15 protein-coding genes are annotated in these 16,659 nt (G+C 52.8%); 14 read left to right on the top strand and 1 reads right to left on the bottom strand.

Going from position 1 to position 16,659, the window contains the following annotated elements; genetic code table 11:
• From lnt to HC248_RS15385, 14 genes are all read left to right on the top strand, one after another.
• Positions 1–1,671 carry an apolipoprotein N-acyltransferase gene (lnt, locus tag HC248_RS15450; protein ID WP_168923260.1) on the top strand — a complete coding sequence of 557 codons (1,671 nt, stop codon included), beginning with the start codon at positions 1–3 and terminating at the stop codon, positions 1,669–1,671.
• A gap of 134 nt (positions 1,672–1,805) precedes the next feature.
• The gene (gene glyQ / locus HC248_RS15445; protein WP_168923890.1) at positions 1,806–2,720 is read left to right on the top strand and encodes a glycine--tRNA ligase subunit alpha; all 915 of its coding nucleotides are present in this window, start codon (positions 1,806–1,808) and stop codon (positions 2,718–2,720) included.
• Positions 2,721–2,725: 5 nt separating this feature from the next.
• Positions 2,726–4,831 (top strand): glycine--tRNA ligase subunit beta, encoded by a 2,106-nt coding sequence (gene glyS, locus HC248_RS15440; RefSeq protein ID WP_168923259.1) that lies wholly within the window; start codon positions 2,726–2,728, stop codon positions 4,829–4,831.
• A 39-nt stretch (positions 4,832–4,870) separates the two neighbouring features.
• A complete protein-coding gene (gene gmhB / locus HC248_RS15435; protein WP_168923258.1) occupies positions 4,871–5,452 on the top strand; it encodes a D-glycero-beta-D-manno-heptose 1,7-bisphosphate 7-phosphatase in 582 nt (193 codons plus the stop codon).
• Between the two features lie 61 nt (positions 5,453–5,513).
• Complete coding sequence (locus HC248_RS15430) at positions 5,514–6,284, top strand: lysophospholipid acyltransferase family protein (protein ID WP_168923257.1); 771 nt, start codon at positions 5,514–5,516, stop codon at positions 6,282–6,284.
• A 26-nt stretch (positions 6,285–6,310) separates the two neighbouring features.
• Positions 6,311–7,279, top strand: coding sequence for a M48 family metallopeptidase (locus HC248_RS15425; protein ID WP_168923256.1), 969 nt, complete (start codon positions 6,311–6,313; stop codon positions 7,277–7,279).
• A 304-nt stretch (positions 7,280–7,583) separates the two neighbouring features.
• Positions 7,584–8,321, top strand: a complete 738-nt coding sequence (locus HC248_RS15420; RefSeq protein ID WP_168923255.1) for a response regulator — start codon at positions 7,584–7,586, stop codon at positions 8,319–8,321.
• A gap of 596 nt (positions 8,322–8,917) precedes the next feature.
• Complete coding sequence (locus HC248_RS15415) at positions 8,918–9,325, top strand: MerR family transcriptional regulator (protein WP_168923254.1); 408 nt, start codon at positions 8,918–8,920, stop codon at positions 9,323–9,325.
• A gap of 113 nt (positions 9,326–9,438) precedes the next feature.
• Complete coding sequence (locus tag HC248_RS15410; RefSeq protein WP_168923253.1) at positions 9,439–10,620, top strand: isovaleryl-CoA dehydrogenase; 1,182 nt, start codon at positions 9,439–9,441, stop codon at positions 10,618–10,620.
• A gap of 21 nt (positions 10,621–10,641) precedes the next feature.
• Positions 10,642–11,358: a carbonate dehydratase gene (gene can / locus HC248_RS15405; RefSeq protein ID WP_168923252.1), complete on the top strand. Its 717-nt coding sequence runs from the start codon at positions 10,642–10,644 to the stop codon at positions 11,356–11,358.
• Between the two features lie 3 nt (positions 11,359–11,361).
• Positions 11,362–13,173 carry a bifunctional isocitrate dehydrogenase kinase/phosphatase gene (gene aceK / locus HC248_RS15400; protein ID WP_168923251.1) on the top strand — a complete coding sequence of 604 codons (1,812 nt, stop codon included), beginning with the start codon at positions 11,362–11,364 and terminating at the stop codon, positions 13,171–13,173.
• A gap of 87 nt (positions 13,174–13,260) precedes the next feature.
• On the top strand, positions 13,261–14,442 hold the full coding sequence (locus tag HC248_RS15395; protein WP_168923250.1) for an acetyl-CoA C-acyltransferase: 1,182 nt from the start codon (positions 13,261–13,263) through the stop codon (positions 14,440–14,442).
• Positions 14,429–14,827 carry a YchJ family protein gene (locus HC248_RS15390; protein ID WP_168923249.1) on the top strand — a complete coding sequence of 133 codons (399 nt, stop codon included), beginning with the start codon at positions 14,429–14,431 and terminating at the stop codon, positions 14,825–14,827. The genes HC248_RS15395 and HC248_RS15390 overlap by 14 nt, the downstream gene beginning before the upstream one ends.
• A 14-nt stretch (positions 14,828–14,841) precedes the next feature.
• Positions 14,842–15,507 carry an HAD family hydrolase gene (locus tag HC248_RS15385; protein ID WP_168923248.1) on the top strand — a complete coding sequence of 222 codons (666 nt, stop codon included), beginning with the start codon at positions 14,842–14,844 and terminating at the stop codon, positions 15,505–15,507.
• A gap of 119 nt (positions 15,508–15,626) precedes the next feature.
• Here HC248_RS15385 and HC248_RS15380 read toward each other — a convergent pair whose 3' ends face one another.
• Positions 15,627–16,643 carry an AraC family transcriptional regulator gene (locus HC248_RS15380; RefSeq protein WP_238342654.1) on the bottom strand — a complete coding sequence of 339 codons (1,017 nt, stop codon included), beginning with the start codon at positions 16,641–16,643 and terminating at the stop codon, positions 15,627–15,629.
• Positions 16,644–16,659: the final 16 nt, after the last annotated feature.

Below are 16,659 nucleotides of genomic sequence, written 5' to 3'. Positions count from 1 at the left end.
ATGTCTAGTCTGGACAGCGCTGCGCTGCCGGTTTCCCGGGCTGATGTCAGCACAGTGGCTCTGCCTTCATGGCGTCTGCTGCTGTTGGTCTTCATCGCTGGCTGTGCGCATGCGCTTAGCATCGCATGGCCTTTTCAGTTTGGTTCGGCACTCGGTCTGGACTACGGGCAGGCTGTTTGGTGGCTGCAGCCGCTTAGTTTGGTGGCGCTGGTCTGGTCATTGCAAAGCCGTGTCAGCGTGGGTCAAGCGGCTTGGCTGGGTGGCCTGTTTGCGACTGCCATGCAATGCGCTTGTTGGTGGTGGTTGTTTGTCTCGCTGCACACTTATGGCGGTTTGGCTTCACCGCTGGCGGTGCTGGCGATTGTTGGCTTAGCCGCATTTTTAGGGCTTTATTACGCCGCGGCCTGTGCCGCCTATCTGGCCTTGGGCCGTGGCCGCGCTGTCGGTGGAGCTTTGCTTTTCGCGGCGCTTTGGCTAATGGCAGAGCTCGCACGCGTGCAGTTTTTTACCGGTTTTCCTTGGGGTGAAGGCGGCTACGCCCAGCTCGATGGGCCGTTTGTGTCGCTCGCTAAGTTGGTCGGCGTGCATGGCCTTAGCTTTGGCGCAGCGCTGTTTGCCGCTAGTTTGGCTGGCTTGCTGCGTCAGCCTCGGCGTCTGAATGCTGCGCTGCTTGCGGTTGGTGTTTTATTGGCCTTAGTTGTTAGTGGGGCAGTCGCCATTGGCCCGTCTGGTTTGTCTCGCTTTAGCGTTGTAACGCCGCAAACGCAGGCCTTGAGCGTGACACTGCTGCAAGGCAATATCGCGCAGGATCAGAAGTTTGAAGCTGGCGGCGGCATACCGGATGCGCTCAAGTGGTATGGCGACCAGCTTATGAATAGTCAAAGCTCGCTCATCGTCACGCCCGAGACCGCGCTGCCCCTGCTGCCAGCGCAACTGCCCGAGGGTTATATTGAGAATTTACTGCAACGCTTTAACCAGCCGCCCGCCATTGGCCAAGTGCCCATGGCGGCGTTGATAGGCATACCGCTGGGCAACAGCCAAAGCGGCTATACCAACTCGGTCATAGGTCTTAAACCTGCTCTTTCAAGTCCTGAGAATGCTGCTGCTGAGCCAATTTACCGCTACGACAAGCATCATTTAGTGCCGTTTGGTGAGTTCGTCCATCCCTTGTTCAAATGGTTTTTGGCCTTGGTCAACATACCGCTATCGGACTTTAGCCGCGGCGATGTCAGCCAGCCCTCGTTTGACTGGCAAGGCCAGCGCATCGCGCTGAACATTTGCTACGAAGATTTGTTTGGCGAAGATTTGGCGGCGCGATTTAAAGATCGCCTAAGCGCGCCAACCCTGCTACTTAATGTCAGCAATATTGGCTGGTTTGGCGACACCATAGCGGTAGAGCAACATTTAAACATCTCGCGTATGCGGGCCATAGAGTTCGAGCGGCCCATGCTGCGCGCGACCAATACCGGCGCCACGGCCATGATTGATTACCGCGGCGAGGTCTTGCATAGCTTGCCGCCGCAGACACGCGGCGCGCTCGCGGTGCAGGTTCAAGGCCGTAATGGCATCACGCCCTATGCGTGGTGGGTAGCGCGTCTGCAGCTGTGGCCTTGGTGGTTGCTAGGTCTTGGATTGACTTTGCTGGCCTGGCTTGGGCGGCGGCGTGTCTAACGGCTTGCTGCGCCGCGTAAAATAGACTTTTTGGTGATTGCCTTTGGTAATTCACTGTCTCCGTTTACATTGATCTACTGGTTGCTACACCGTTGATCAATGACCTCGCGCTTTTGATTTTTCCTTTCATACCTATGCTCACATTTCAGCAAATTATTCTCACGCTGCAGACCTATTGGGCTGACAAAGGCTGCGCGCTTTTGCAGTCTTATGACATGGAAGTGGGGGCTGGCACCTCTCATACTGCTACTTTTTTAAGAGCGCTCGGGCCAGAGCCATGGAAGGCTGCTTACGTGCAGCCAAGCCGCCGGCCAAAAGATGGTCGTTACGGTGAAAACCCGAACCGCCTGCAACACTACTACCAGTATCAGGTGGTGCTCAAGCCGGCACCGGCGAATATTCTTGAACTGTATTTGGGCTCGCTGGAAGCGCTGGGCTTTGACCTTAAACAAAACGATATCCGCTTTGTAGAAGACGACTGGGAAAATCCCACTTTGGGCGCTTGGGGCTTGGGCTGGGAAGTCTGGCTCAATGGTATGGAGGTGACGCAGTTCACTTACTTCCAGCAAGTTGGCGGCATAGATTGCAAACCGATTACCGGTGAGATCACCTACGGTTTGGAGCGCCTCGCCATGTATCTGCAGGGCGTGGACAACGTCTACAACTTGGTTTGGACTGAGGGCTTGAGCTATGGCGATGTCTACAAGCAAAACGAGGTCGAGCAGTCCACTTATAACTTTGAACACAGCGATGCCGATTTTTTGTTCACCGCTTTTGCGGCGCATGAAAAACAGGCCAAGCATTTAATCGCCGAGCAATTGGCTCTGCCCGCTTATGAGCAAGTCCTCAAAGCGGCGCACAGCTTTAATTTACTCGATGCCCGCGGTGCCATTAGTGTGACCGAACGCGCCGCTTATATAGGCCGCATTCGCAACCTGGCTAGAAGCGTGGCGCAAAGCTATTACGAGAGCCGCGAGCGTCTGGGTTTCCCCATGGCACCGCGCGAATGGGTTGAGCAAATGGCCTTGACCAGCAAGAAGGCGGCTTAAAACCAATGACTACAAAAAATTTACTACTGGAACTCTTTGTCGAAGAGTTGCCCCCTAAGGCCTTGAAAAAACTCGGTGATGCTTTTGCCGGCGTGCTGTTTGAACAACTCAAAGCACAGGGCTTGACCAGCGAGGCGTCAGTGCTGACCGCCTATGCCTCGCCGCGCCGCTTAGCAGCCCACATCACCCGCGTCGCAGCCCAGGCCGATGACAAAGCGGTGTCGCAAAAACTCATGCCAGTGGCAGTCGGCTTGGACGCCAGCGGCAACGCTACGCCAGCGCTGCTAAAAAAATTGCAAGCACTGGGCGCTGATGCGTCTGCTGTTGCCGGTCTTAAACGCGCTGTCGACGGCAAGGCCGAAGCCTTGTTTTATGACAGCTTGGTGAGCGGCGCCAGCCTTGAAACAGGTTTGCAAAAAGCCTTGTTGGACTCGATTGCCAAGTTGCCAATTCCTAAGGTCATGACGTACCAATTGGCCGACGGCTGGAGCGACGTCAAATTTGTGCGTCCGGCCCACGGCCTGGTCGCGCTGCATGGCGCAGATGTAGTCGCGGTCAGCGCGCTAGGGCTGCAAGCTGGCAACAGCACACGCGGCCATCGCTTTGAAGCTTTGCTAGACCCGATAGTGCTAGCCCATGCCGACAGCTATGCCAAGGCACTGGAAACCGATGGCGCTGTCATCGCTAGTTTTGCAGAACGTCGCGCCGAGATAGAGCGCCAACTCAATGCCGCAGCACTGCGCATTGGCGGCGGTGTGCGGGTGATTGAAGATGAGGCTTTGTTAGATGAAGTCAGCGGGTTGGTAGAGCGCCCACATGTACTGGTTTGCGCCTTTGAAAAAGAGTTTCTCGGTGTGCCGCAAGAGTGCTTGATTCTGACCATGAAGGCGAACCAGAAATACTTCCCGCTGCTAGACGCTGCAGGAAAATTAACGCATCAGTTTTTGGTCGTCAGCAACATCAACCCCAAAGACCCGAGTGCGGTCACTGGCGGTAATGAGCGAGTGGTGCGTCCGCGCTTGGCTGATGCCAAGTTCTTCTTTGACCAAGACCGTAAAAAAACCTTGGCCTCGCGGGTTGCTGCGTTAGATAAAGTGGTTTATCACAACAAACTGGGTACGCTAGGCCAACGCATGCAGCGCGTAGCCAGTATTGCCGCTGCCATAGGCTTGCAACTGGGCGGTACTGAACTGGCCGCGCAAGCGGCATTGGCAGCGCAGTTAGCTAAGACTGATTTGGTCACCGATATGGTGGGCGAGTTTCCAGAACTGCAAGGCACTATGGGTCGTTACTACGCGCTCAATGATGGCTTGGACAGTGCTATCGCCGACGCGATTGAAGACCATTACAAACCGCGTTTTGCCGGCGACGAGTTGCCGCGCAATCAAGTCGGTTTGGCTTTGGCGTTAGCTGACAAGCTTGAGACCCTGACCGGTATGTTCGGCATAGGCAATTTGCCGACCGGCGATAAAGACCCGTTTGCACTGCGTCGTCATGCGCTAGGCGTGGTTCGCATGCTGGCAGAAAGCCAATTGGATTTACCGCTATCGGTTTTGTTAGCTGATGCGGCGGCCAGCTTTGAGGGTCTGGATTCGGCTGCTACGCCTAAACTTTCCGAGTTTATTTACGATCGTCTCGCTAGCAGCTTGCGCGAGCAAGGCTATAGCGCTCAAGAGGCCGAAGCCGTGTTGGCGCTCAAGCCCGAGCGCCTAGGCGATGTTGCCAAACGATTGGCTGCTGTACGCGTTTTTGCCGCGCTGGCCGAGGCACCTGCTTTGGCTGCAGCGAATAAACGAATCGGTAATATTTTAAAGAAAACCGAAGGCGTCGATGCCCATGTCAGTAGCTTGCTACTAACCGAGCCAGCCGAGATTGCGCTGCATGCGCGTATGCGTGAGTTGCTGCCGCAGGCAGACGCTCAATTCGACGCTGGCGACTACGCCGCTTCGCTGCAAACCTTGGCCGCTTTGCGCGAGCCGGTTGACGCCTTTTTTGACGGTGTGATGGTCAATGCCGAGGAAGTTGACGTGCGCTTAAACCGTTTGGGACTACTCGCTTGCCTACACGCGGCCATGAACCGGGTGGCAGACTTGTCCCGACTGGCGAGTTAAGTTCTGCGTTTTATTAACAACCAGTTCAAGCGACAAATTATGAAACTCCTCATTCTTGACCGCGACGGTACCATCAACAGCGATAGCGACGATTTCGTTAAAACGCCGGATGAATGGATGCCGCTGCCTGGCGCACTCGAAGCGATTGCGCAGCTCAACCATGCTGGCTGGCATGTGGTGATCGCGTCTAACCAATCAGGTCTGGGACGCGGGCTGTTTGATGTTGCCTCTCTCAATGCCATGCATGCAAAAATGCACAAGATGCTAGCAGCCGTTGGTGGACGCATAGACGCGGTGTTTTATTGCCCGCACAGTCCGGAAGAATCCTGCCTTTGCCGCAAGCCTTTGCCGGGTTTGTTTGAACAGATTGGTACGCGTTTTGGTGTGCCATTGCTGGGTGTGCCGACGGCGGGTGACTCGCTGCGTGACTTGCAAGCGGGCGCGGCAGCGGGTTGCGAGCCACATTTGATTTTGACTGGTAAGTCCGCTGCTTATCAAAACGGCGGTGCGCCCGAAGGCCTGCCTCAAGGCACGCGGCTGCACAAAGATTTATCGGCTTTTGCCGACTTTATTCTCCAGCGCAGCGCACTGCTCGCAGCACAGCCGCGGCCAGCTGCTTAATTAACGCTGGCGGCTCTTAACATCGCTGCTTCAGCGTCACGCCCATCACTTGGACTTCTTCATGCCCTTTATCCGCTCAGTTTTACATCTTTTGTGGATGGCCATCACGGTCATTCCGTGGGCGCTGGCCGTCTTGGTCGCGTCTATTTTCGCCAGCAGCGACACGGTTTATTGGATGTGCGCCCGCTGGCTGCGTCTGGCGGTGGACAGTGGCACAGTCATCATGGGCATACAAAACCGTGTCACCGGTATGGAAAACCTGCCCACAGGTAAAACCAGCGCCGCAGTGTTGCTGGTCAAACACCAAAGCACTTGGGAGACTTTTTGCATGCCGGCGCTGATGCCGCATCCTCTGGCATATGTGTTTAAAAAAGAATTGCTATATGTGCCATTTTTTGGTTGGGCGATGTCGCGCATGGACATGATTCACATAGACCGCAGCTTGCGCGCGCAGGCCTTTAACAGAGTCGTTGCGCAAGGTAAACGCCTGATGGCCAAAGGCACTTGGGTCATCATGTTTCCAGAAGGCACGCGCATTGCCCGTGGCCAAAAAGGCGTCTATAAAAGCGGTGGTACGCGTCTGGCGATTGAGGCTGGCGCGCCGGTTATACCGATTGCCGTGACGTCGGCTAAGTGCTGGCCACGCAAGGCCTTTATTAAGACGCCTGGCATAGTCGACATCTCTATTGGTAAGCCTATCTCCAGCATTGGCCGCCAGCCCGAGGAGTTGATGCGTGAAGTCGAAGCGTGGATTGAGGCCGAAATGCGCCGACTAGACCCCGACGCCTATCCAGCCCTTAAATCAGGACTTGATACTGCCAAAAGTTTTTGAAGACGCTGTGACGCTAAACTTGTTCGATGCATAGGCTTTATCAATTCACTTTAGATTTTTTTGGGGCTTCGCCTATCGGTATACCTGTTGTTGCGCCTGTTAAGCACTTGGCTCAAGCGCCTTCGCCTATCCCTTTACTTCTGCCTATAGCATCTGCACCGGCGCAGCCGATTTTGCCTACGCAAACGCAAGTGCTGGCCAGCTTTTCTCATCCCCGTGCGACCCGAAGCATATGCCTTAAGGGCTTGACGATTGGCTATGAGTTCAAGCGCGGCAAGCGCTTAACCATAGGTTTTTCAGTGGGTCCAGACGGTTTGGCAGTGCGCGCGCCCAAGTGGGTGCCGCTGGCAGATGTCGATACCGCGGTGCTGGATAAAGCCGATTGGATTGTCAAAAAATTACACGAGTCTCAGGCGCGCCATCAGCGCCTAGAGTCGAGTCGTATTGAGTGGAAGGATGGCGCTAGCCTGCCATTTTTGGGCGAGCCAATTACTTTGGTACTAGACTCATGTCATGCTTTTCTTGAGCCCGGTGCAGCGATCAAAAAAAGTCTGCCGCGTGTCGAACTATTCGCTTTTTCGGGTCAGAACGGCGAAGATCAGGGTCGGCAAGAATTGCACATTGGACTTTCTAGCAGCGCGAGTGCCGAGCAAATTCGCGATGCGGTGCAGGCTTGGTTAATGCGTCAGGCTAAAAGCTTGTTTATAGAGCGGCTTAACCATTTCGCCCCTGCCTTGAATGTGCAGTGGCGAAAACTTAGCCTGTCCAATGCCAGCACGCGTTGGGGCAGTGCCAGTGCAGATGGCTCATTGCGACTGAATTGGCGGTTAATTCACTTTAAGCCTGCGGTCATAGACTATGTGGTGGTGCATGAACTAAGTCACTTACGGGTAATGGATCACAGCCCGCTTTTTTGGGCCACAGTTGCAGCCATAGTGCCAGATTACGCGGTGCTACGGGGTCAACTTAAAATCGAAGGAATGCCGCTGTTGTAGGTGTGTTGAGGTTTTTCGACGTCATTTTTGTAAATACTTAGTGTGTGTATGTCTCGGCGCTGATAAAGTTAAATTCTTATTGTACAAAAAATGCAAAATATAGTTACTTTGAGTTACGTTTAAAATCGTCTTTACATTATCACTTATCACTTATCAATTAGTATACCTTTTGGTGTTTTAGTGTTTCTTGGTGTTTACAGAAATTTTCCGTTTAAATCTAATAATTACTTTGCGTACAATTATTTACTAACGATACTTGAGTTAAATGCTTAAAACGATAATGTTGCAATTATGGTGAATCTTTATGTCGCGTGATCCAAAGTCTTTTGAAGACGCCATTTCCGCAGTTGATTTTTCTAGTGAAGATTACTGTGGAACCAGTTATGCCGCCAAGTTGCTAGGCTTGTCGGTGGCGACTGTTCAGTCGCTAGTAGAAAAGGGTGAGATCGAAGCGTGGAAGACGCTGGGCGGTCACCGGCGAATTGCACTGCAATCCATCAATGCCTATTTAGCCAAAAATAGTCCTCAATTAGCACGCATTAACCCAGACCCACAAAGCCGTTTACGCGTACTGCTGGTTGAAGATGACGAAGCCACCTGTGATTTATATCGACTTCAATTCGACGCCTGGGATTTACCAGTCGACTGCACTTTCATGCCCTCAGCGCTTGAAGCGTTGATGGATATTGCCAGCATGCGGCCAGATTTGTTGATTACAGACTTGTCAATGCCCGGCGTTGACGGCATTGAAATGCTTAAAGCACTCAAACGAAACACCCAGCTCTCAGATATGTTGATTGTGGTGATCAGCGGTCTATCTGCAGAGGTAATAGATAGTCGCGGAGGCTTGCCACCCCAAGCCCATATGTTACAAAAACCCGTCAATTTAGACTGGTTGCAAGGCTATGTGACGGCGCTGGTTAGCGCCAATGCCAAATGGCGTGTCGTGTTGCCGCGTGTTAATCGGCGCTCTAACACGGGAGTAAATTCTCGCAAAGTGGCTGTTCGTGATGAGTCTGGAGAGTTGGACATCATTGCTTAATTAGTTGACTCAGCATTCATTAGCTCTTAGCCGACTAATCGATAAACTTCAAATCTCTTTGTTGATTTTTCGATAGCATCAATTTGCAGTGTTATTTTTCGCTTTGTTCTCTGCTTGTAGCAAAGTTAAAAAGTGCATAGCGGCATTCCAAAGCAATTCATGTGCGAAATTTCTCGCCATGCACAACCACTCTAGTTGAGCTGTATTTTTTGCAATAAGTGCTTTTAGTAATTGCCAGTTTTTTGCTTACTCTGGGTGTTTAACGCCACCTATTTTTGAAAGTTTTCGCTGCAGCCGAATCTTTAGATTTAGACCCATTTGAACGTTGTCAGGTTTTTTGTACCTGAAGTTGAGTTTCAAAATTCAGAGACAAATCTGCATTCAATGCAGACCCAAAACAGAGCATAAAAAACTATGCTCTTAGTCAAAAATCATGAGTTAACATCGGTTGCAATTGACGTTTACGTAAACGTCAATAAGATGCCACTATCAAAGTCCAGCTTCTCGTCAGCTGTCATAGCGGTCAGTTAACTTTTCATGCACTTTATTTAGCGATGAGTGCCTCAGCAATATCCAACCGCATTTTCAGTACCACCATGGCTACCACCTTCACCATCAGCGATCTGGCAAAAGAGTTTGATCTGACCACGCGCGCTATGCGCTTTTACGAAGACATGGGCCTGCTCCAGCCGCAACGCGTAGGTCCAGGCGGGCGCAGCCGAGTCTACAGTGCACGCGACCGTACCCGTCTCAAGCTAACGCTGCGCGCTAAGCGCCTTGGCCTGTCGTTGGTCGAAGCCAAAGAAATTATTGACTCTTACGACAACCCACGCGATACCGCACCACAACTGCGCATATTTTTAAGTGTATTGGCTGAGCATCGTCAAAAACTAGAAGCTCAGATGGTGGATTTGCAAGCCAATCTTGAAGAGATTCGCAGCCACGAAAAAGAGTCAAGAACCTTGCTACGTAAGTGCGAGAAGCAATCACCTAGCGCCGACTAAACCAGTTAGACAGTGCATCAGTCATAATTGATGTTTGAATTGACGTTTACGTCAACGTCAATCAAGGTTTAGTCTCGGTATTTACCCACCACTCGCAAGCGGAAAACCACAGCATGAACAATCTCCCAGGTCTAGACTTTCAACTCGGCGAAGACATCAATGCGTTGCGCGATGCAGTCCAAGAGTTTGCCCAAAAAGAAATCGCACCGCGCGCTGCCGAGATTGATCGCAATGATCAATTCCCAATGGATTTATGGCAAAAAATGGGCGCGCTCGGCGTGCTGGGTATTACTGTTGGCGAGGAATACGGCGGCGCCGGCATGGGTTACCTCGCGCACATGATTGCGATGGAAGAACTCAGCCGTGCCAGCGCCTCGGTTGGCCTGTCTTATGGTGCGCACAGCAATTTGTGCGTGAACCAGATCAAGCGCAATGGCAGTCAAGAGCAGCGGCTCAAATATCTGCCCAAGCTCATTTCTGGCGAGCATGTGGGTGCACTGGCCATGAGCGAGCCTGGCGCTGGCAGCGACGTCATATCAATGAAGCTAAAAGCCGAAGACAAGGGCGGCTACTACCTGCTCAATGGCAGCAAGATGTGGATTACCAACGGACCAGATGCGGATACTTTGGTGGTCTATGCCAAGACCGAACCGGAACTCGGTGCACGCGGCATAAGCGCTTTTTTAATTGAGAAAGGCATGAAGGGTTTTTCAGTTGCGCAAAAGCTAGATAAGTTAGGCATGCGCGGCAGTCACACCGGCGAGTTGGTGTTTAACAATGTTGAAGTACCGGCGCAAAACATACTCGGCGGTTTAAACGGCGGCACTAAAGTCTTGATGAGCGGCCTTGATTACGAGCGCGCCGTGCTCACCGGCGGGCCGCTTGGCATCATGCAGTCGGTGATGGACAGCGTCATCCCCTACATCCACGACCGCAAGCAGTTTGGACAAAGCATAGGTGAGTTTCAGTTGATACAAGGCAAAGTTGCCGACATGTATACCGTGCTGCAAGCCGGCCGCGCATTTGCTTATACGGTGGCAAAAAATCTTGATCTGTTAGGCCTTGAGCACGTGCGCCAGATTCGCAAAGACTGCGCCTCGGTAATTTTGTGGTGCGCCGAAAAAGCCACCTGGATGGCTGGCGAAGGCGTGCAGATATTTGGTGGAAACGGTTACATCAACGACTACCCGCTGGGCCGGTTATGGCGCGACGCCAAGCTCTATGAGATAGGTGCTGGAACCAGCGAAATACGCCGCATGCTGATAGGCCGCGAGTTGTTTGCGCAAACCCTCTAGCTCTGGGCGAAAATAGCCCTTATGAAATCTTCCCTCGCTGAACTATTCGCCCATAACCGTGCCTGGGCCGCACAAATGGAAGCCGAGCGCCCGGGCTTTTTTACTAGCTTGGTCAAGCAGCAAACGCCTAAATACATGTGGATAGGCTGTTCCGACAGCCGCGTGCCGGCCAATCAAATCACTGGGCTGGAGCCCGGCGAAGTGTTTGTACACCGTAATGTCGCCAATATCGTTGTTCACTCAGACCTTAACGCCTTGTCTGCCATACAGTTCGCCGTAGAACGGCTTAAGGTCAAAGAAATTATGGTGGTCGGGCATTACGGCTGCTCTGGTGTTCAGGCTGCGCTAGACGGCGCGCGCATAGGCTTGGCCGATAACTGGATTCGCCATATCCAAGACGTGCGCCACCGCCACCGTCATTTGCTCGACAGCCTACCCGAATCAGTCCGTGCGAATGCGCTGTGCGAGATCAATGTCATAGAGCAAGTAGTCAACGTGTCCGTCAGCACCGTGTTGGTTGATGCATGGGCGCGCGGCCAGCAGGTTACGGTGCATGGTTGGTCTTTCGGCGTACATGATGGTTTGTTGCAAGACTTACAGATGTCGATTGCCAACTCCGATCAGTTGGACGACTTGTACCGACTGGCCATCGATAGGGTCTGGACTAATTGGAACGCTGATACGGTAACGCCAAGAATTGCCAGTTCAGAAAATGCAGCCAGCATTGCAAAAGGTTAAAGAATGTTTCCCCAGCGTCTTGATTCTGGCCTAGCCTACGATATTGCCAAGGCCATGATGGACGGCTTTAATCGCCATTACCAACTGTTTCGGTCGGAGTCAGCGCGAGCTAAACATCGCTTTGAGACCGCCGACTGGCACGGCCAACAGCGCGCTCAGCGTGAGCGAATAGAGTTCTACGACTTGCGCGTGCGCGAAGCGTCCAAGCGGCTAGAGCGTGAATTCAAAGCCGGTGAGCAAAGCATGGATGTGTGGCAGCAGGTCAAACTGCACTACATAGGTCTTTCGGTAAACAACCATCAGCCCGAGTTGGCCGAGACATTTTTTAACTCCGTCACCACCAAAATACTGCACCGCAGTTATTTTCAAAATGACTTCATCTTTGTGCGCCCCGCCGTTAGTACCGAGTACATCGAAAACGACGACCCCAGCGCCAAGCCGACTTACCGCGCCTACTATCCAGCCCTAGGCACCATGGCTGCAACGGTTGGCCAGATGGTGAACGATTTTGAACTACGCAACGAGTTCGAAGACTTGGAGCGCGACGCCGCCTATGTAGTCGCCGCTCTGCGCGCCAAACTGGGTGACGTCAAACTGCGGGCTAATTTTCAGATACAAGTGCTCTCTGGTTTATTTTTTCGCAACAAAGGCGCGTATTTGGTCGGCAAGATTATTAACGGCTTTAACGAGTTACCACTGGCCTTACCAATTTTGCACAATAGCGACGGCAAGCTGGTGATTGATGCGGCTCTTTTTGGTGAAGACGACTTGCTGATTTTGTTCAGCTTTGCACGCGCCTACTTCATGGTTGACATGGGCATACCGTCGGCTTTTGTTCAGTTTTTACGCAGCATGATGCCGCGTATGCCGCGTGCAGAAATCTATAACGCCTTAGGCTTAGCCAAGCAAGGTAAGACACTTTTTTACCGCGATTTTTTGCAGCATTTGCGGCACTCAACAGACAAGTTCCGCATTGCACCCGGCATCAAAGGCATGGTTATGCTGGTGTTTGATCTGCCATCTTTTCCCTATGTTTTTAAAGTCATCAAAGACTTTTACCCGCCGCCCAAAGACACCACGCGCGAGCAAATTAAAAGCAAATATCAACTGGTTAAACAGCACGACCGAGTTGGGCGTATGGCCGACACGCAAGAATACAGCTCGGTGGCTTTTCCGCGCATGCGTTTTGACGATGAGTTGATTGAAGAGTTGAGAAAATTCGCACCCAGTCAACTAGAAATTAGCGACCGCGATGGCGACGGCAATGTCGAAGTCATCATCAAACATGTCTACATAGAGCGGCGCATGATTCCGCTCAATATTTATTTGCAAGAAGCCTTTGATATTGGTGAGACCGAACCGGCAGCCAAGAGCCAGATAGAACGCGCCGTGATCGAGTATGGCAATGCGATAAAAGACTTGGTCGCGGCGAATATATTTCCGGGCGATATGCTGTGGAAAAACTTTGGCATCACGCGTCACGGCAAGGTGGTGTTTTATGACTACGACGAGATCGAATACATCACCGATTGCAAATTTCGCCGCGTGCCCCAAGCGCGTAATGAAGAAGATGAAATGAGTGGCGAGATCTGGTATCCCGTCGGCCCCAAAGATGTTTTTCCTGAAACCTTTGGTCCGTTTTTACTCGGCAACAACGCCGTGCGTGAGATGTTCATGAAGCACCATGCCGACTTGCTTGACGCGGCTTTTTGGCAAAGTCATCAGTCGCGCATTCAAGCCGGCCATGTCTACGACGTGTTTCCTTATGAGCGCGAAAAGCGTTTTATGCGCTTGAATGAAACTGCTATTCCTTAAATTATTTCAAGCGAAAAATCCCGAATCATTGACCCGGCCAAACTGGCCACGCGGGCTTAGCCCGTGAACTTTTTAAAGGAAATAAAAATGTCAGAATCAATAGTCATACTCGGCGCAGCACGCACACCCATGGGCGCTTTTCAGGGCGATTTTGCATCGCTCGCCGCGCATGATTTGGGCGGCGTTGCTATCAAAGCCGCGTTAGAGCGCTCAGGTGTTGCGGCGGAAAAAGTCGATGAAGTTTTGTTCGGTAATTGCCTGATGGCAGGCCAAGGTCAAGCGCCTGCGCGTCAAGCCGGTTTCAAAGGCGGTCTGCCGGCTAGCACTGGCGCGGTCACGCTGTCAAAAATGTGTGGCTCCGGCATGGAGGCAACGCTGTTAGCCCACGATCAGTTAATCGCCGGTAGCCGCGATGTGATGGTTAGCGGCGGCATGGAGAGCATGACAAACGCTCCCCACCTTTTGCTCAAAGGCCGCAGCGGTGTGCGTATTGGTCACGACCGTATTTATGACCACATGATGCTGGACGGCTTAGAAGACGCTTATGAGCCAGGCCGCTCTATGGGAACATTCGGCGAGCAATGCGCTGAGAAATACCAGTTCACCCGCGAAGCCCAAGACGCGTTTGCTGTCATCAGCGTGCAGCGTGCCAAGCACGCCACAGAAACCGGCGCGTTCACCGCTGAGATCGCACCGGTCACCGTCAAATCCCGCAACGGTGACAGCGTGGTGTCGATTGATGAAGGACCGGGTAAGGTCAAGTTAGAGAAAATTCCAAGCCTGCGCCCAGCCTTCAAAAAAGACGGCACCATCACCGCTGCGACCAGCTCGTCGATTAACGATGGCGCTTCGGCTTTGGTGCTGGCGCGCGAATCAACCGCCAAGGAATTAGGCCTCAAAGCCATGGCTCGTATCGTCGGCCACGCCACTTTCTCGCAAACACCCGAGTGGTTCACCACGGCGCCGGTGGGCGCTGTGCAAAAACTACTCAAGAAAATTGGCTGGAGCGTGAAAGACGTCGATCTGTGGGAAATCAATGAAGCTTTCGCGGTTGTGCCAATGGCTGCAATGGTTGAGCTTGGTCTTAACCACGACATCGTCAACGTCAACGGCGGCGCGTGTGCGCTTGGCCACCCGGTAGGCTCAAGCGGCTCGCGCATTATAGTCACCTTGATTTATGCACTCCAAGCGCGCGGCCTGAAAAAAGGTATTGCAACCCTGTGCATTGGCGGCGGTGAAGGTACGGCTGTTGCTATTGAACTGGTCTAAACCTTGTCCCTGCGGTCGGCTCAGCGCTACAAAAGCGCTGCTGCTGGCCGACTGCTGTGGCCGGTATTTACGTGATTATTCAGGCCTTCCCGCGCCGGATGCGGAAAGCTTGATGCGCTCGCGCTACAGCGCGTTTGTGCTGGGTGATGCGGCTTATTTACTGGCGACTTGGCATCTAGATACACGTCCGCAAGAGGTGCAATTCGATGCCAATGCGCGCTGGCTAGGACTTGAAGTGCGGCGTCATCAAACCAGTGGCGAGCAGGCTAAAGTCGAGTTTGTCGCACGTTTTAAAACCGCTGGCGCCGCGACGCGTTTGCACGAAACCAGTCGCTTTGTGCGCCAACAAGAACGCTGGTTTTATATTGACGGCGAGCAACGCTAAAAAAGGAATTTGTTTTGAATTTTCAAGCAGTGTTATTCGATTGCGACGGCGTGTTGGTCGACAGTGAAACGATTACCAACCAGATTTTGCGCGAGATGCTCGGCGAGATGGGCTGGCAACTCACGCAGTCTGAGTGCATGGCTATTTTTGTCGGTAAGGCCGTTAAGGATGAGGCCGCATTGATAGAACAGCGCAGTGGTCAGCCGCTGACGGAGTCATGGATGCAAGCATTCAGGGATCGCCGCAATGCAGCGCTCACGCGGGATTTAGAGGCGGTGCCAAATATCCACGCAGCGGTAGCGCAGCTACACGCCCACTTTGATGGACGTATCGCCTGCGCCTCAGGTGCAGACCGATTCAAAGTAGAACTGCAACTGCGAAAAGTCGGCCTCATGCCATTTTTTGAAAAGCGTATTTTCAGTGGCCATGAAATGCCGCGCTCTAAACCCGCACCTGATGTCTATCTCGCCGCTGCGCTAGCGCTGGGTATTGCACCAGTGCATTGTGCGGTGGTCGAAGACACGGTGACCGGAGTTACTGCCGGTGTGGCCGCTGGCGCGACAGTCTATGCATACAGCCCCGAGCATTTGGGTGATGAGCCGGCTCAAAGGCTACGTGACGCAGGCGCAAAACATATTTTTTCTGACATGGCGCAACTCGCGGGATTACTGGGTGCTTAAGTCCATTAGCAGGATTTTTTGCCAGATTCGTAGCGGTTAAAAAGCGTTTTGTTGGGTTTATTTTTTACACGTTCTGAGTTGCACTCAAACCTTGATGTAAACTTTGATATGAACCGCCATCAAGGCTTTTTCAAAGCCTGACGGAACTCCCCTGGCGACTGACCCGTCCACTGCTTAAAGGCCCGGATAAAACTTTTTTCATTGCCAAAACCAGACGCTGCGGCGACTTGCTTGACGGGCTGGTGACCGCGCAGCAACAAGTCCTTGGCCTTTCCAGTTCGCACTTCATCTTTTATTTTTTGCAGCGATGCACCTTCTTCTTGAAGTTGCCGGTGCAGCGTGCGCGAGGATATATTGAGAAGCGCCGCCAAGCTTTCCGCGGTGTGCGCTGTGCGGCTGTCCGCGCTAAGTGTTTGCCTGATCTGCTGCACCAGCAGTCGGTCGCGCCGGTATTGCTGAACGGTTAGTGGCAGCGCGCGTTTAAGCATTTGCTGCAAAGCTTTTTCGTCGCGCCGCAGCGGCAGTGCCAGATAACGCGCATCAAAATGCAGTTCAGCAAGCGCCGCGTCAAAGCTTAGTCGTCCCGGAAATATCAGTTGATAGACCGCACTATGCGCAGGTTCGGTAAATGGAAACTGTGCCGACTCTAGCGCAATGCGTGAGTCAATTAACCAGCTCGCCAGACCGTGAATATTGCGCAGCACATGCACCAAGCCGAACTCTTGCTGCGGCGCATTGGCCTGTACAGTGATCGTGGCCATGTTGTTTGAATGGCTCAGCGTTAAAGTGATGTCATCGGTCAACAAGCTGTGGTGGCGGCACCAGCGTTTGAGCGCCACACCCAAATTCGGTGAGCTGATGGAGGCGCGCGCCAGCATGCCGTAGCTGCCCCAAGGCAGGCGACGTGAGAAAGCGCCCAAGGCCTCGTCGCCGAGTTCTTGCATCGCCGCGGCAGACAGTAACTCCATCTGCCGCGCCGTGATGTGAGCCAGTGATTGACGCAATAATTCTGGCGCAATCTGTGCCAGCGCTAAGGCCTTGGCAGGACTCATGGATCGATTTTTGTAGGCCGCCACAATGGCTTTGACAAAAGCGATGGGCGTGGCCGCTTTGTCGGCATTGTGGAGAGAGTCCATGGTGCTTATCGCTTCC

Origin of the sequence: Polaromonas vacuolata (genome assembly GCF_012584515.1) — a bacterium.
Classification (GTDB): Bacteria; Pseudomonadota; Gammaproteobacteria; order Burkholderiales; family Burkholderiaceae_C; genus Polaromonas; species Polaromonas vacuolata.
Note: the sequence above shows the minus strand (reverse complement) of the source record. Positions and strands in the feature narration are given on the sequence as shown.

What these genes read in the sequence shown, in the direction of transcription:
- lnt (WP_168923260.1), top strand. Translation starts at nt 1, where the DNA reads ATGTCTAGTCTGGACAGCGCTGCGCTGCCGGTTTCCCGGGCTGATGTC.
- glyQ (WP_168923890.1), top strand. Translation starts at nt 1,806, where the DNA reads ATGCTCACATTTCAGCAAATTATTCTCACGCTGCAGACCTATTGGGCT.
- glyS (WP_168923259.1), top strand. Translation starts at nt 2,726, where the DNA reads ATGACTACAAAAAATTTACTACTGGAACTCTTTGTCGAAGAGTTGCCC.
- gmhB (WP_168923258.1), top strand. Translation starts at nt 4,871, where the DNA reads ATGAAACTCCTCATTCTTGACCGCGACGGTACCATCAACAGCGATAGC.
- HC248_RS15430 (WP_168923257.1), top strand. Translation starts at nt 5,514, where the DNA reads ATGCCCTTTATCCGCTCAGTTTTACATCTTTTGTGGATGGCCATCACG.
- HC248_RS15425 (WP_168923256.1), top strand. Translation starts at nt 6,311, where the DNA reads ATGCATAGGCTTTATCAATTCACTTTAGATTTTTTTGGGGCTTCGCCT.
- HC248_RS15420 (WP_168923255.1), top strand. Translation starts at nt 7,584, where the DNA reads ATGTCGCGTGATCCAAAGTCTTTTGAAGACGCCATTTCCGCAGTTGAT.
- HC248_RS15415 (WP_168923254.1), top strand. Translation starts at nt 8,918, where the DNA reads ATGGCTACCACCTTCACCATCAGCGATCTGGCAAAAGAGTTTGATCTG.
- HC248_RS15410 (WP_168923253.1), top strand. Translation starts at nt 9,439, where the DNA reads ATGAACAATCTCCCAGGTCTAGACTTTCAACTCGGCGAAGACATCAAT.
- can (WP_168923252.1), top strand. Translation starts at nt 10,642, where the DNA reads ATGAAATCTTCCCTCGCTGAACTATTCGCCCATAACCGTGCCTGGGCC.
- aceK (WP_168923251.1), top strand. Translation starts at nt 11,362, where the DNA reads ATGTTTCCCCAGCGTCTTGATTCTGGCCTAGCCTACGATATTGCCAAG.
- HC248_RS15395 (WP_168923250.1), top strand. Translation starts at nt 13,261, where the DNA reads ATGTCAGAATCAATAGTCATACTCGGCGCAGCACGCACACCCATGGGC.
- HC248_RS15380 (WP_238342654.1), bottom strand. Translation starts at nt 16,643, where the DNA reads ATGGACTCTCTCCACAATGCCGACAAAGCGGCCACGCCCATCGCTTTT.